Origin of the sequence: Desulforhopalus sp., assembly GCA_030247675.1 — a bacterium.
Taxonomy (GTDB): Bacteria; Desulfobacterota; Desulfobulbia; order Desulfobulbales; family Desulfocapsaceae; genus Desulforhopalus_A.
The window spans coordinates 1,042,057-1,055,781 of the sequence record JAOTRX010000002.1; the positions used below are offsets into that span (position 1 = coordinate 1,042,057).

Here is a 13,725-nt window from a genome sequence, read left to right on the forward strand (position 1 = left end):
GTCGTTTCAAGATAAGGGGGCGAAACGGATTCGACGGGGATGTGTAAGCTTACTGTTGCATGCCGAGCTTCTATCTGCTCGTAAAACGGTAGAACCTAAATATAATCGCAGACGATTATAACTACGCAGTAGCAGCTTAACCTGTCATACTGCCGTTCCACCGGTTCTCGCCCATAGAACTGGATTCGGGGCGTCGACTCAATGGGCTGGTCGCTTGAAGGCCGTCTGTCTTTCAAGGGACGAGATTTAACAGGCTGGCTGCGGGAAATCCATGTTCCGACGGAGTTCCCAAAGTGAGAACCAAAGCACGGAACTAAGCATGTAGATACGGGAGGGGAGCATTTTCGGACGCGGGTTCGACTCCCGCCGCCTCCACCATTTAGAAAAGACAAACCCGTCTCTCTGGGGTCATTCTCCGGGGTGACGGGTTTTCTTTTTCCCCTTGTTTCTAAAGGGTTTGCGCCCATTTCACATCTTTCCAAAGCACCTCTCCGCACCATCGATTCTCCCCATCCTCCAGCCTTTCTTTCTCTGTTTGGCCCCTGATTCTCTGTTTTCTCCGGACCAAGTCCGAAGCTCGTCCGGAAAGCTACATCCTTGATTGATATGGGTTTGCGGCTGGTTGCCGTTTTTGGCGGTTGTCTTAGGTCATCGCTCGATGCCGCAACCGGACGTTTTTTTCGAAATCACCCGCTTCGCCCATGAAAAGAAGTGTGGTCAACTCCGGTTTCCTGCCCCCCAAAAGAAGAAAAGCCGACGCTGATGGTCGGCTCTCTGGGGTGGTCTCCGGTCCGGTCGTCAGTCGGTGGCGAAGCCGAACTGGCGGCGCTGCTCGGCCCAGTCTTCGGGGAAGGTCTGGGTCAGCTTGGCCAGCGAGAGCCCGTTGGGTTCCTCGCCGTTGATCAGGGCTTCCACGATGTCGGGGGCCAGAGTCGTCAGCTTGAGGATGCGGGCCACATACGAGCCATCAACGTCGAGGGTACGGGCAAGCTCGCTGATGGACTTGATCTGGCCGGATTCGAGGATGTCGGCCCAGGAAAAGGCCCTTGCCAGAGCCTGGAGGACGGCGGACTGTACCGGCTCCTGCGCCCCGGGGATATCTCCATCCAGGGCCTTGGGCGCGATGACCGTCTTGCGGCCGCGCATGCGCCGGATCAGCATCGGGATGTGGATCTGCAGGTTGCCGTTGTCGGCTACGGTAATGGTCGGCTTCATTTTCATCGGCTTACCCTCCGTTCGGTGACTTCGCATGCCAGACCAGCCAGCTCGGCGATGAGTGTTGTCAGCCCGTTGGTGCGCAGCTCCATGTCGATTCCGGTCTCCCGGATCTCCACCTTATCCACCAGGAGGCGGATGAGCCGGTTTCGCTCCACAGGGAAAAGGTCTTCCCAGAAGCCCTCGACATTCTGGAAGGCCTCCGAGACATCCTGCTCCGTGATGCTGTTCCCCCGGTAGGCTCTGCATCGCTCGCTCACGTGCGTCAGTTGTTTCGAGAGCTCGACCGCCTGGCGGTTGACGGTCGTGAGCATCTCAGCCTTGCCCGGCTGATCGCTGCCGGGTTTCATCAGTTCGAGTGCCTGCTCCCTCGCCTGCGACAGCTCCATCTCGAGTTGGGCTTTCTGCTTGAACAGCCGCTCCCGCTCCGCCTGCTCGATGTCCCGGGCCGCGAAGAAGGTTTTGGCCACCAGCGTCGGCGTGCGGAACACCGCGCTCAACTGCTCGACCACGGCCTGCTCGATGTCCCCGGCGGGAATCCGTTTGAGGGGGCACCGGCTCACGGTCCGCTTGCTGTCCTTCTGGCAGATGTAATAGGTGTAGTGGCGGCCGTTCTTGCGGGCGTAGGTCGGACCCATCGCGCATCCGCAGTGGCCGCAGCGGATGACGCCTTTCAGCGGGGCGACCATTTTGGTTCTTGCCATGGAAACCTTGACCGGTTTGTTGTCCTCCAGGATGGCCTGCACCTTGTCCCAGGACGCCCGGTCGATGATCCCTTCGTGCTCACCGGGGTAGCTGCGATCCTTGTGGGCAATCTCGCCGATATAGATCCGGTTGTTCAGCAGCCGGTAGATGTGGCCTGTATTCCATTCTGAGCCCTCGCGCACCTTACCTTTCTTGGTGGTCCAGGCCTTGGTGCGGTATCCCTGTTCGTTCAATTCCTGGCCCAGTTTCTTGGCCGAGCCGATCTGGATGAAGCGGCGGAAGATGTACTGCACCGTCCTGGCTTCATCCGGGTTGACCAGCAGCTTCTTGTTATCCCGGTCGACGTCGTATCCGAGAATGGGTACGCCGCCGCAGTATTTTCCCCGGCGCTTGGCGGCCGCCACCTTGTCCCGGATGCGCTCGGCGATGACCTCCCGCTCGTACTGGGCGAAGGTGATCAGGATGCCGAGAAACATCCGGCCGGTGGGGTCGGTGGTGCTGAAGTGCTGGGTGACCGAGACGAAGCTGACGCCCTTTTCGTTGAAGAGGTCGATCATCTTCATGAAGTCCAGCAGCGAGCGGGACAGGCGGTCAACCTTGTAGACCACGATCACGTCAATCTTCCCGGCATCGATGTCCGCCAGCAGGCGGCGTAGCCCCGGACGCTCCATGTTCCCACCCGAGAAACCACCATCGTCGTAGCGATCCGGCAGAGCCGTCCAGCCACGCATTCTCTGGGCTTCGATATAGTGTTCCGCCGATTCCCGTTGCGCATCCAACGAGTTGAACTCCTGTTCGAGACCTTCCTCGTGGCTCTTGCGGGTGTAGATGGCACAGCGCAGCGTCTTGTTCTTTCCCGGCGCGACATTGCTGTTATCAAGCATCTGAACCTCCCTCGGCTTTTCTGCCGTAAACCTTCTTCAGCCCGAAAAAGACCTTGCCGTTCCAGCGCGTCCCGGTGATCTCCCTGGCCACCGCGCTGAGCGACCGGAAGGTGCGGCCTTCGAACTCGTAGCCATCGGCAAGGACGGTCACCTCATATCGCCGGTCGTTCCAGACCCGCACCAGTCTGGTCCCGGGCAGGATGGCCTCGTTCGATTTCCGCTCTTCTGGGATGCGTCGATTGACAGTGGCTACCGGGTCCTCCTTGGCGGCCTGCTGGAGATGGACCTTGGCCTGCTCGGACAGCCCGCCGTAGAAAAGCTCCTGGATGCGATAGGCCAGCCGCTTGATGAGGAATTGCTTTTTGTACTGGGGCGGCTCTTCGCCGTAGAGGTCGAGCCATTTTTCCCGGAGCTGCTCCAGGGACATGGATTGCAGCAGGGCCATCTGCCGAAGGACTGAGTTTCGGGTTCGGTCCTGGATCTTGCCGCCGGTGGCGGCGTTCTGTAACTCATTCATTTTCAACTCCTTATTTTGGTTTCCGGACGAGTTGTCATGAATGAATGCTCTGTTCCGGCAATGAATCAAGTCCTTCTCCGAGCACAGGGGAAGAATCTTCGAAAACCTCTAACTCATTGCCCACACATGCGTTTTTTGCCATTCGGCGCAGGATCGCCGTGGCCAGAATGGAGGCGGCTGACTGGAGCCTCGCCTCACCCGACAGGCGGCCGGGTTTGCCGTTTTTGTCAAGGTCATCCGTCCCTGGCCCATCATTCATTTCCTGTACATCCAACATCGAACACCTCCGGTTGGACCGGGGGGCTGGATGGCGTGGATACCAGAAAACGGCGGCGGTCGGGATGCGCGTTCTATGGCACCCACAACCGCCTCAGCTCCGCCTCTGGTCGGTTATCTGGTTACATCCGGCTTGAACCGGACTTGCGTTCGTTACCTACCGGAGGGACGTGCAAGATGACGGAATCAGACGAGAAGTCCTGTTTTTTTGATTGACCTGATGTTCATCAGGTCGTATATTTTGTGGTCATAAATTGGGCTTAATCCGCTCAGTGGCTACGACACGGAGCAATCGCCATGGGAAAGAAAAAGGTATCGGAAATAACCGACCCACAAGCAAACACGCTGAGGGTCATTTGCCAAATCATCGATGAAAAGGGGTTGCCGCCAACGGTGAAAGAATTGTCGGAAGTCCTTGGTATCAGCCACGCGAGCGCCCACGAGCAGATCGCTCAACTGGTACGGAAAGGCTATCTGAAGAAAGAAGCTCGTAAGGCCCGAAGCATCGTCGTCATCAGGAGGCCCGAATAACGATGCTGGGTCGCGAAAAATAAGGAGATCGACATGGGGCACGTCAGACTTGGAAGCCTTCCGAGGTCGAGGGCATGGAAAGAGGTGGTCGGCCTGATCACGGCCGGTGCCGACGTGTCCCAAATCGCAAACGCAACAATCCGGGCAGCCGATAAAGCATTCACCTTCGTGCTCAACGATAAGGGGTTCACCGAGGCGGTCTGGTTGATGACGCAACTCGCCATTGCCGCAAAAAAGGAGAACCTCGGCGAGCATCTCCAATCCCTCGGCGTCAACCTGCCGCAGGATACATCTCTTCCCGATCTTGCAGCCGCAGTCTCCGAGGCCCTGGATAACAAATTGGAGTCCAACGGTGGCCGATCCGACCTCGGTGAAATGTCTCAGCGTGCATTGGTCGGAGCCCTGGTAGAGCACATCTCACCAAAACTGCCGTCTCTCTTCGCCCCCGGGCCAGATGATGTTCGGGCCGCACTGGCAGCGCTCGGGAAAAAGCGGGAGTTCGGAGAGCTGTCGCGGACTTTCTTCGCCAAGCTGACCAACGAGAGCATGAACTACTTCCTCTCAAAAACGCTGGCTACCCATCTGGGCGAGGGCCAGCGCTTTGCCACCATGAATGAAATGGGACAATTCGAGAAGGCTCTGAACACGCACTGTAAAGAGGCGTCCCTGATCGTCGAGCAGTTTTCAGCAGATTGGTTTTCGAAGCACAGGTACGAAGAAGGTGGTGACATCTCCAGGGAGTCTTCCAATGGCTTCGCCTCTTACGCGCTGAAAAAGATGAAGGACGAGCTAAAAGAAGGAGCGCGAGCCGATGCAAGATAAACGATATATCATCTGTGGGAACGCACCGACCGATGGGATTGAAGAAAATCCTGACCGTGATCTGCGCCTGCGCCTTTGGGGCAAGGATGGGCCGGACAAGATCACCCTACGCATTGAAGACATCCACAAAAAGATGAGCAAGGACGTGCCTGATTCTTTCCAGGACCTGCTCGAAATCGCCACCTACGTTTACAGTGCCGATCAGGCCATCCCACGAGGGGCCGACGACGTCGATTCTTTTGGCCATGGCTGGCGCAGGGATCTGCACTTCATCATCCCGGTGCGGAAGCCAGATTTTTGGAACGGAGACGATATCCACCAGGCGCTGCGCTCCACGCTTGGTTTCTTGTCTGACGACAACTATCACTTCGAGTTCGTCAAACTGAAAGAGGCTCAGGCATTCCAGGGATATCTGAAATTTGATGATGACGGACGGCTCTTCGGCTATCCGGAACAGGTAGTGATGTTTTCAGGTGGGCTGGACTCGCTGGCGGGAGCCATCGATGAAGTTCTGAATGAAAAACACAAGGTCGTCCTTGTTACCCACAAATCGACACCGAAGCTCAACACGCGCCACCGGCGACTGGAAAAGATGATTGCCGACAAGGCTGGGGAAAACGCCCCGCTACACATCGGCGTCCGGGTCAACAAGAACAAGGGGCTGAACTACGAGTACACCCAGCGCAGCCGATCCTTCCTCTATGTGTCTATCGGGGCGACCATCGCAAAAATGCTCAATCTGAAAAGCGTCCGTTTTTACGAAAACGGGGTCATCAGTTTGAATCTGCCGGTCTGCGCTCAGGTAGTCGGCGGCCGGGCAACACGCACCACCCACCCCAGGGTGATCCGAGGTTTTCAGGAAATCATCAGCCTGGTGGCTGGCGAACCGTTCACGATTGAGAATCCCTACATCTGGAAAACCAAGGCCGGTGTCATCGAGGTGATCACCAAGGCCGGATGCCAGGACATGATCGCGGCATCGACCACCTGCACCCATACCTGGGAGATGACCAATCACCATACGCATTGCGGAACTTGTTCCCAGTGTATCGACAGGCGTTTTGCCATGATTGCGGCAAAAGCCGATCAATATGACCCAGTGGAAGCCTATAAAGCCGACATCTTCACCCAAAGCCGAAGCAAGGACGAGGACAAGATCATGACAGCCGCGTACCTGGAGCGTGCCAATCAGGTACGCGAGCAGGACGACATCACCCAGTTTATCGCCCGATTCAGCGAGGTCAGTCGGGTCTTCCGCTACCTTAATGGGAACTCCGGAAAAGTGGCCCAGAAGGTCTATGACCTTTACAAGCGCCACGCCAAGGAGGTCTGCGATGCAATGGACACAATGGTTGGCCGCAACATCACCGCCATCCGCCAACGCACCTTGCCGGGAGACTGCCTACTCAGGACGGTCTATGAATCGGGATCGGTAATCTCCGTCCCCGCCATTCCGGTTGAGCAGAAGCAGCCGGACAACTACTTCAGGAAGCGCGGGGGTGTCTGGGCGGCACGCTTTAACGGCAACGCCGAAGTGCTTGTGACGGGTGTTGATAAAGGGGCCGAGTACATCAATTTCCTCCTGGCAAGGCCGAACAATGAAACCTCGGTCTACGAGATCGTCTGCGGGTTCGCCATCGATAGCTGCAACGCGGTCCTGAACTCCAATGAGACCGATGAAGGTTTTCAGGTCACCCAGGGGGTTCCGTTGGGTGATACCGGCTTCGTTGCCGACCGCAAGGCCGTCGAGCAATACCGGGAGACGGCTCACGAGCTTCTTCGGGAAATTGAAGAAGCCCGGGCAGAAAACAACGATGCCGAAATCCAGCGGCTTGAGAACGAAATGACCCAGATCACCGCCGCAATCAACGAGGCGGTTGGTCTGGGTGGCAAACTCCGGAAATCCAACGACAAGCGGAAGAACATCCGCGACGCCTTCCGGAGTGCCGTGAACCGGGCCATCATGTATCTGGACAAGTATGACAAGCCGCTGGCCGCCCACCTGAAGGAGTCCATCAAGTGCGGCAACGAACCGGTCTACCGGACCGAAGAGGAGATCGTTTGGGAGGTCCGCCCGATAGTCAACGAGTGACCCGGGACCACCCAGGAAGAAAAAACTAAAAAATATTTCCGCTACGCCAAATGTAGCCATTGCGACGCCGGATGTAGCGCCTTCCCCAATGAAGGCGCGATCCGGCGTTTTTTATTGGTCAGCACAGGGTTGGCCACCGGGCGTGCCAGAACTTCCGAACAAGGAGACTGGCAGTGGCACAAGTCAACAAAGCACACCTCACCCCACCGAAGCGGCGACTCATCGAGTTGATGCAGGACATCAACTTCGGCCGCATCACCAACATTCCGGTCCGCGACGGCGAGCCGGAACTCACCCCTGACACGGTCATCGAGCGCGAGATCAAGCTGGGCGGACAAAGCGGTCCCCGGCCCGAGCGCGACCAAGATGACTTCATCCTCAAGCAAGAGGTCGTGGCGCTACTGGAGCACCTCGCGCAGATGGGCAGCGGAAAAGTCTGCCTGCTCGAGATCAAACACGGTCTCCCGTTCCTGATGCGCATCGAGGAACGGGCAGCCTGAACACGTAACGACCTGAACCCTTAGACACTGGACAACAAGCTGGACGCATGGCGGAGGCTGTTGTGGGTGTCGCCGAGCCGAATACGGCAATTGGCGGCGTACCTGCGACCCCTTCGCCCACGCGACAGCTTTGTCCTGTGATCTGGCCCGTGCCGACACCCACGCGGACCTCCTCCTCGCTCCGAGGAGGCCCCGATGGTTTCACAAAATTCTTACGACGGCATCGACAAGTATGCCGCCGACCTCATTCGGCACAATGCACGTCAACTCGTAGGCAAGGCCGGATTCACCGAGGACGACAGACCCGACCTCGAACAGGAACTGATGATCGATCTGCTGCAGCGGATGCGGCATTTCAATCCCGCCAAGGCCAAGAAGACCACCTTCATGGCCCGGATCGTCGAACGTCACATCTCCACCATCCTGGAGGCCCGGTTCGCCCAATGCCGGGACTGGCGGCTCTGCCAAACCTCACTCAACGAACCCCTCGACAACGGCGAAGGCGACACCACCGAGCGGATCGAGTTCCTGGACAGCGAAGGTTCTCTGGGAGGCGGCACCCGCGAGACAAGGGAGCGCCTCGCCCATGAGATCCGCATGGATCTCGGCCAGGCCATCGCCTCGCTGCCGGAAGAGCTCCGGGATCTGTGCGTGCGCCTGTACGACAGCACCATGGCCGAAGTCGCCCGGGAGATGGGCATTCCCAGAACCACCCTCTACGACCGGCTGAGCAAGCTCCGGGACGCGTTCCGCGAGGCCGGGCTCGAGGACTACCTGTGATCTCCGACGCATCAGCTCTGGCTCCGGTAAGTAAGCACCGTGCCGCATGGTGCGGCTATCCGGGGCCTCGGAAATCAGAACCTGAACAAAAGAGGAGTTCAACCATGACTCACGACACCTACAAGTACCGTTTTGACGAGTCGGTCCCGGCCCAGGAACTGGAAGACACTTTCATGCTGGCGATGCTGGCCGTCGAAAGCCTGCATGGCCGTTCCCGTGTGCGGATGGAGAGCCGGTTCAATCTGGACAAGGCCCGACGCACCTGCGTGATCGACGCCTCCACCGATGTCGGCAGCGACCTCGCCCGCATCTTCACCGGCTTCGCCACCAAGGAATACGGCGAACGCTCGGTCCTGATCGAACGATCCCAGCCGTCGGGTTGCGCCTGTGCCTCCAAGCATCGGGCAGCGCCCGCCGCCGCGACAGCGGGGGTGGCGGTATGAGCGAGCTGATGACCACCACCTATTCCATGTGGCGGCTGTTCCGCAACTGCCGCATGGCCTGCAAGTGGCGCTATATCGACGAGCTGGTGCCACTCGAGCGCGACCCCAATCTGGCCTTCGGCTCGGTCATTCACGACTGCCTGGAGTGCTGGCACGGCGAGCGGGATCTGGCCAAGGTCCTCGACCACATCGACCGGACCTATCCGAACAGGGCGCAGGACGACCATCAACAGGCCGACTGGCATCTCGCCCGGGCCATGATGAGCGCCTATGCGAAACACTACCCGGCCGAAGAGTTCGAGGTCGTCGCGCTCGAGAAGACCTTCGAAGGTCCCATCGTCAACCCGGCGACCGGGGCGACCTCGCGCAGTTTCATTCTCGCCGGGAAGGTGGACGGCATCGTCCGTCAGGATGGCCAGTATTTTCTGCTGGAACACAAAACCGCCGCGCAGATCGACGCCAGCTATCTGGAGCGGCTGTGGACTGATTTCCAGATCATCCTCTACGCCTGGTACCTGGAGCAGACCCTCGGCATCACGGTCAGCGGCATCATCTATAACGTCCTGGTCAAAGCCCGGCTGCGCCAGGGCAAGGGTGAAACCGAAGCTGAATACGAAGCCCGCCGAGACGAACTGATCGCCAAGTCGAAAACTGGCAAGAGCAGCGCCAAGCGCAAGCTGCCGGAGGACGACGAAACCTTCCAGCAACGACTCCAGGAGAAGTACCTCGAGCCGGGCATGTTTCATCGCGAGGTGCTCTACATCTCCCGAGACCAGTTCGAGGAACTGCGGGCGGAGCTGTGGGAACTCTCCAAGGCCATGCTCGACGCCCGTCGGCGCGACACCTTCTACCGCAACACCAGCTACTGCTTCCAGTACGGAAGACCCTGCGCCTACTTCCAGCTCTGCCGCTCGGGCGGCAACCCCAACGTCATCGAAAACCATTTCCAACGGATCGCCCCGCACGAAGAGCTGCGGGACGGAGCCGGTGAAGACGCCGCTCCGGTGTTTTGAAATCCCAACCATAAGGAGACGAAGCCATGCTTCCCAAGACCAAAAGCAAACCCAAACACACGCTCTCGGACCTCACCGCCCTGGTGTACGGCCCGAGCAAGATCGGCAAGAGCACCTGGTGCTCCAAGGCCAATGACGCACTGTTCCTGGCGACCGAGCCGGGTCTGAACGCCCTGGAGGTGTTCCAGACCCCGATCACCTGCTGGGACGACCTTCTGCAGGCCTGCGCCGAAATCGCCGAGGGCAAGCACGAGTTCAAGACCATCGTCGTCGACACGGTGGATAACGCCTACAAGATGTGCTCGGACTACGTCTGCAAGAAATTCAAGATCGAGCACGAATCCGACCTGGGCTACGGCAAGGGCTACGCGCTGATCAACAACGAGTTCCAGCGCGTCATCAACAAGCTCGCCTTCCTGCCCTATGGGTTGATCCTGATCTCCCACTCCCAGGAACGGGACATCGAGACCCGGACCGGCAAACACACCCGCATCGTGCCGACGCTGCCGGAAAAGGCGCGGAAGCTGGTTACCGGGCTGGTGGACCTGATTCTGTTCTGCGACCTGGACATGAAAACCGGCGAAGACGGCAAGCCGGTCTGGCAGCGCGTGATGCGCACCAAGCCCAGTCCCAACTACGACGCCGGTGACCGCACCGGCCGACTCCCCGAAGTCATCCCCCTCGATTTTTCGAGCTTCATGAAAGCGTTCAACAACACGGCAGCCGGAGCTGCGGCGAGTGCCGCCCGGCCGAAGCCGGAGCCGACCGCGAGTGCGGCGGCGAAACCCCAACAGTAAGGAGATCCGACCATGGAACACTACGAAAACCAATCCAGCAGCAACCTCGACCTGGCGCAGTTCGACGACGCCTTTGAAACCGCCGAAGTCGAGGAACGCGAGTTCGAGGCCGTCCCCGACGGCAAGTACCAGGTCAACGTCGACCGGGTCGAACTGACCCGCGCCCAGACCTCGGGCAACCCCATGCTCAAGTGGACCCTGCGCATTCTCGCGCCGACCCACAAGGGTCGTCTGCTCTGGCGCAACAACGTCATGGCCAGCAACGAGAACATCAAGTGGCTCAAGCAGGACCTCTACACCTGCGGGCTGCAGCTCCAGAAGCTCTCCGACCTGCCGGGCCACCTCGAGCAGCTTCTCAACATCAAGCTGGAGGTGACCAAGCGCACTCGCGGTGAAAACGAGAACATCTACTTCAACCGTCGCATTGTCATGGCCGACGATGCCGGGGCTCCCGGCGCGGCGATGGACGACATGATCCCGTTCTGATGATGGACCGGATCACCGTTGTCGTCGACACCCGCGAACAGGAGCCCTACAGCTTCGATAGTGACAAGGTTTCGGCGGTTCGCAAGGCGCTGCCCGCCGGTGATTACTCACTGGTCGGCCTTGAGGAACGGGTGGCGGTGGAGCGCAAATCCCTGACGGATTTCGTCTCCACCGTCATCCGGGGGCGAAAGCGGTTTCACCGCGAGCTAGAAAAGCTCTCCGCCTACGAATCCGCCTGCGTGGTTGTCGAGTGCAACTTTCGCGATCTGGTCGATGGCCGCTACCGCAGCGATGCCCACCCGCATGCGCTGATCGGAACGGTCGCCTCCATCGTCGTCGACTTCGGTGTCCCCGTCTACTTCTGCTCGGACCGGCAGGCCGCCTGCCGTTTTGTCGAGGAGTACCTGACACGTTTTCACCGGAGGATCGCGAGATGCCAAAAAGAAATGAGAGTAACCCGGCGCGACTCCGGGGAAGAATAGAGCGCGTTTACTATGCCGGACCCAAGTTCTCCGCAGGCCGACTGCTCACCCCGACCGGTGAGGAAGTCCAGTTCGCGGGCAATTTGTTCGCCCGGGAAAATCAGCCTGTGGTCCTGCTCGGGTCGTGGGCCACCCATCCCAAATACGGCCGTCAGTTCAAGGTCGACGGGATGGAGCACGACCTCGAACTCGATCCGGAGGGGCTGATCCACTATCTGGCCAACCATCCGGAGATCAAGGGCATTGGTCCGGCCAAGGCCAGATTGATCGTCGAGAGTTTCGGCGACGCTTTTGAAGAAACCCTTCTGAATGACCCCGAGCGCATTGCGCTCAAAGCCCGGCTACCCATGGACGCGGCCCGGCGGCTGCGTGACGAATGGTTGAAGAACCGTAGCGTCAACACCGTCATGGCCTGGCTGTCGGCATTCGGCCTGACCCATCATCAGGTCACCACCCTGGTCGAAAGGCTTGGCGGCAACTGCCTCGATATCCTGAAGGAAGACCCGTACATCCTCATTAGGGAGATCCGGGGATTCGGCTTCAAGAAGGTCGACAAGATTGCCCGCAAGCTGGGCACACCCAAGGACCACGTTCCCCGTATCCGGGCCGGGTTGAATTTCTGCGTCCGTGAAGCTCTGGACAATGGCCACTGCTGGATCGAATACGAGGATCTGGTCGACCAGGCCAATCTGCTGTTGGTCATGGATGCCCTGGACAGCCGGGTTCGTATCGAGAGCGCCCTCGACGCGCTCATCGAAGAACAGGCGCTTGCCTGCGATTCCCACGGCGGTCGTTTCGTGGTCGCTCTGCCGGAGATCGTCCGCATGGAGCGGGAGTTGGCCTCGCTGTTCGGCCAGGCCGAAACACCCAACCTGCATTTCCAGTCCGTCAAGAAACTCGATGCCCTGATTCGGCGCTGCGCGGCGACGCTGAACGAGAAGCAGCTTGAAGCGGTGCGCTCGGCCCTCCAATACAGCATCAGCCTGATTTCGGGTGGAGCCGGTTCGGGGAAGAGCTACACCATTTCAGTCATCAACACCATCTGCGAGGAGAGCGATCTGGAGGTCGTGCTCGCCGCGCCGACCGGCAAGGCCGCCAAACGCCTGGAGGAAGTCAGCGGCCGTAGCGGCACCACCATCCACCGCCTGCTCGGCTATGACGGCAAGGGTTTCTCGCGCAGCAAGGAGAACCCCATCGATGCCGACGTCCTGGTGGTCGACGAGTTTTCGATGGTCGACGTGCCGCTGGCCTGGCACCTGTTCGAGGCGGTCGATTTGTCGCGGACCACGGTGCTGCTGGTCGGGGACCACAACCAGCTTCCGCCGGTGGGACCCGGAAACATACTGCGCGATCTGATCCAGACACGCGCCATCCCCACGGTCATCCTCGACAAGGTCGTGCGCCAGGCTGGCGTCCTCAAGGAGAACTGCACCGCCGTTCTCAAGGGCGAGGTGCGCAAGACCAGCGAGGCGTCGGTGGCCGGATGCCGGGATTGGTACCTGGTGGATCAGTTCACCGATCCGATGGCTGCACGCTCGTTCCTGCTGGAGCTGTTTCAGGAGCGGCTCGACGCCCTGGGTTTCGACATCATCAAGGACGTGCAGGTGCTGACGCCGACCCACAAGGGGCCGCTCGGCACCAAGGAATTGAACGAGGAACTGCAGCGGCTCATCCAGCGAAAACTCTGGAACACCGAAGTACCGCTGGTCGCCATGGGCCGCCGCGCCCCGTTTCTCAAGCACGACAAGGTCATCCAGACCCGGAACAACTACGACCTGAACGTGATGAACGGTGCCATCGGCTATGTGGTCGATGTCCTCGCGAACGGCACCCTGGTCATCGACTTCGACGGCATGCCCGTGGAGATGGAAAAGGGTTCGCCCGACCTTCAGGACCTGCAGCTCGCCTATGCGCTCACCATCCACAAAACCCAGGGGTCCGAATTCCCCTGCGCCGTGGTGGTGGTCCACAAGGCGCATTCCTTCATGCACCACCGCAATCTGCTCTACACCGGGGTGACCCGCGCCCGGCGCACCGCCATTGTCCTGGGCGACCATTGGGGCATCCAGAATTGCGCCAAGCGTTGCCAGGTGGATGACCGTCGGACCTTTCTGCCCCTGTTTCTGGACGCCGCCCAGCACGCGGAGGCCGATTTCGCCCGTGTCGCGGAGGCCGAATGAGT

General features: G+C 59.5%; 15 protein-coding genes and 1 other RNA gene. 12 read left to right on the forward strand and 4 right to left on the reverse strand.

All coding sequences use genetic code 11. From position 1 onward, the window contains the following. The first annotated feature begins 15 nt into the window (after positions 1 to 15). Positions 16 to 378: a transfer-messenger RNA gene (gene ssrA / locus OEL83_04560) on the forward strand. Between the two features lie 420 nt (positions 379 to 798). On the opposite strand, the gene OEL83_04565 is transcribed toward ssrA, so the two are convergent. The 4 genes from OEL83_04565 to OEL83_04580 are packed head-to-tail and all read right to left on the reverse strand — an operon-like array spanning position 799 to position 3,598. Further along, a complete protein-coding gene (locus OEL83_04565; protein ID MDK9706301.1) occupies positions 799 to 1,215 on the reverse strand; it encodes a hypothetical protein in 417 nt (138 codons plus the stop codon). A gap of 2 nt (positions 1,216 to 1,217) precedes the next feature. Beyond that, on the reverse strand, positions 1,218 to 2,804 hold the full coding sequence (locus OEL83_04570) for a recombinase family protein (protein MDK9706302.1): 1,587 nt from the start codon (positions 2,802 to 2,804) through the stop codon (positions 1,218 to 1,220). Continuing rightward, entirely contained in the window at positions 2,797 to 3,321 is a 525-nt protein-coding gene (locus OEL83_04575; protein ID MDK9706303.1) for a DUF2924 domain-containing protein, read from the reverse strand. The genes OEL83_04570 and OEL83_04575 overlap by 8 nt, the downstream gene beginning before the upstream one ends. Before the next feature lie 34 nt (positions 3,322 to 3,355). After that, a complete protein-coding gene (locus tag OEL83_04580; protein MDK9706304.1) occupies positions 3,356 to 3,598 on the reverse strand; it encodes a hypothetical protein in 243 nt (80 codons plus the stop codon). 296 nt (positions 3,599 to 3,894) lie between these two features. On the opposite strand from OEL83_04580, the gene OEL83_04585 reads away from it, so the two are divergent. From OEL83_04585 to OEL83_04635, 11 genes are all read left to right on the forward strand, one after another. Continuing rightward, positions 3,895 to 4,128 (forward strand): MarR family transcriptional regulator, encoded by a 234-nt coding sequence (locus OEL83_04585; GenBank protein MDK9706305.1) that lies wholly within the window; start codon positions 3,895 to 3,897, stop codon positions 4,126 to 4,128. A 33-nt stretch (positions 4,129 to 4,161) separates the two neighbouring features. Next, positions 4,162 to 4,950 carry a hypothetical protein gene (locus OEL83_04590; protein MDK9706306.1) on the forward strand — a complete coding sequence of 263 codons (789 nt, stop codon included), beginning with the start codon at positions 4,162 to 4,164 and terminating at the stop codon, positions 4,948 to 4,950. Then, positions 4,940 to 7,042: a 7-cyano-7-deazaguanine synthase gene (locus tag OEL83_04595; protein ID MDK9706307.1), complete on the forward strand. Its 2,103-nt coding sequence runs from the start codon at positions 4,940 to 4,942 to the stop codon at positions 7,040 to 7,042. The genes OEL83_04590 and OEL83_04595 overlap by 11 nt, the downstream gene beginning before the upstream one ends. A gap of 173 nt (positions 7,043 to 7,215) precedes the next feature. Next, on the forward strand, positions 7,216 to 7,542 hold the full coding sequence (locus OEL83_04600; GenBank protein MDK9706308.1) for a hypothetical protein: 327 nt from the start codon (positions 7,216 to 7,218) through the stop codon (positions 7,540 to 7,542). Positions 7,543 to 7,737: 195 nt separating this feature from the next. Then, positions 7,738 to 8,322 (forward strand): sigma-70 family RNA polymerase sigma factor, encoded by a 585-nt coding sequence (locus OEL83_04605; protein MDK9706309.1) that lies wholly within the window; start codon positions 7,738 to 7,740, stop codon positions 8,320 to 8,322. A gap of 104 nt (positions 8,323 to 8,426) precedes the next feature. Then, positions 8,427 to 8,765, forward strand: a complete 339-nt coding sequence (locus tag OEL83_04610; GenBank protein ID MDK9706310.1) for a hypothetical protein — start codon at positions 8,427 to 8,429, stop codon at positions 8,763 to 8,765. Beyond that, positions 8,762 to 9,778: a PD-(D/E)XK nuclease family protein gene (locus OEL83_04615; GenBank protein ID MDK9706311.1), complete on the forward strand. Its 1,017-nt coding sequence runs from the start codon at positions 8,762 to 8,764 to the stop codon at positions 9,776 to 9,778. The genes OEL83_04610 and OEL83_04615 overlap by 4 nt, the downstream gene beginning before the upstream one ends. Before the next feature lie 26 nt (positions 9,779 to 9,804). Next, positions 9,805 to 10,575, forward strand: a complete 771-nt coding sequence (locus tag OEL83_04620; protein ID MDK9706312.1) for an ATP-binding protein — start codon at positions 9,805 to 9,807, stop codon at positions 10,573 to 10,575. Between the two features lie 12 nt (positions 10,576 to 10,587). Next, entirely contained in the window at positions 10,588 to 11,061 is a 474-nt protein-coding gene (locus tag OEL83_04625) for a DUF669 domain-containing protein (protein ID MDK9706313.1), read from the forward strand. Beyond that, on the forward strand, positions 11,061 to 11,543 hold the full coding sequence (locus tag OEL83_04630) for an ERCC4 domain-containing protein (GenBank protein MDK9706314.1): 483 nt from the start codon (positions 11,061 to 11,063) through the stop codon (positions 11,541 to 11,543). Before OEL83_04625 ends, OEL83_04630 begins: the two co-directional genes overlap by 1 nt. Beyond that, positions 11,495 to 13,723 (forward strand): AAA family ATPase, encoded by a 2,229-nt coding sequence (locus OEL83_04635; GenBank protein ID MDK9706315.1) that lies wholly within the window; start codon positions 11,495 to 11,497, stop codon positions 13,721 to 13,723. Before OEL83_04630 ends, OEL83_04635 begins: the two co-directional genes overlap by 49 nt. Positions 13,724 to 13,725: the final 2 nt, after the last annotated feature.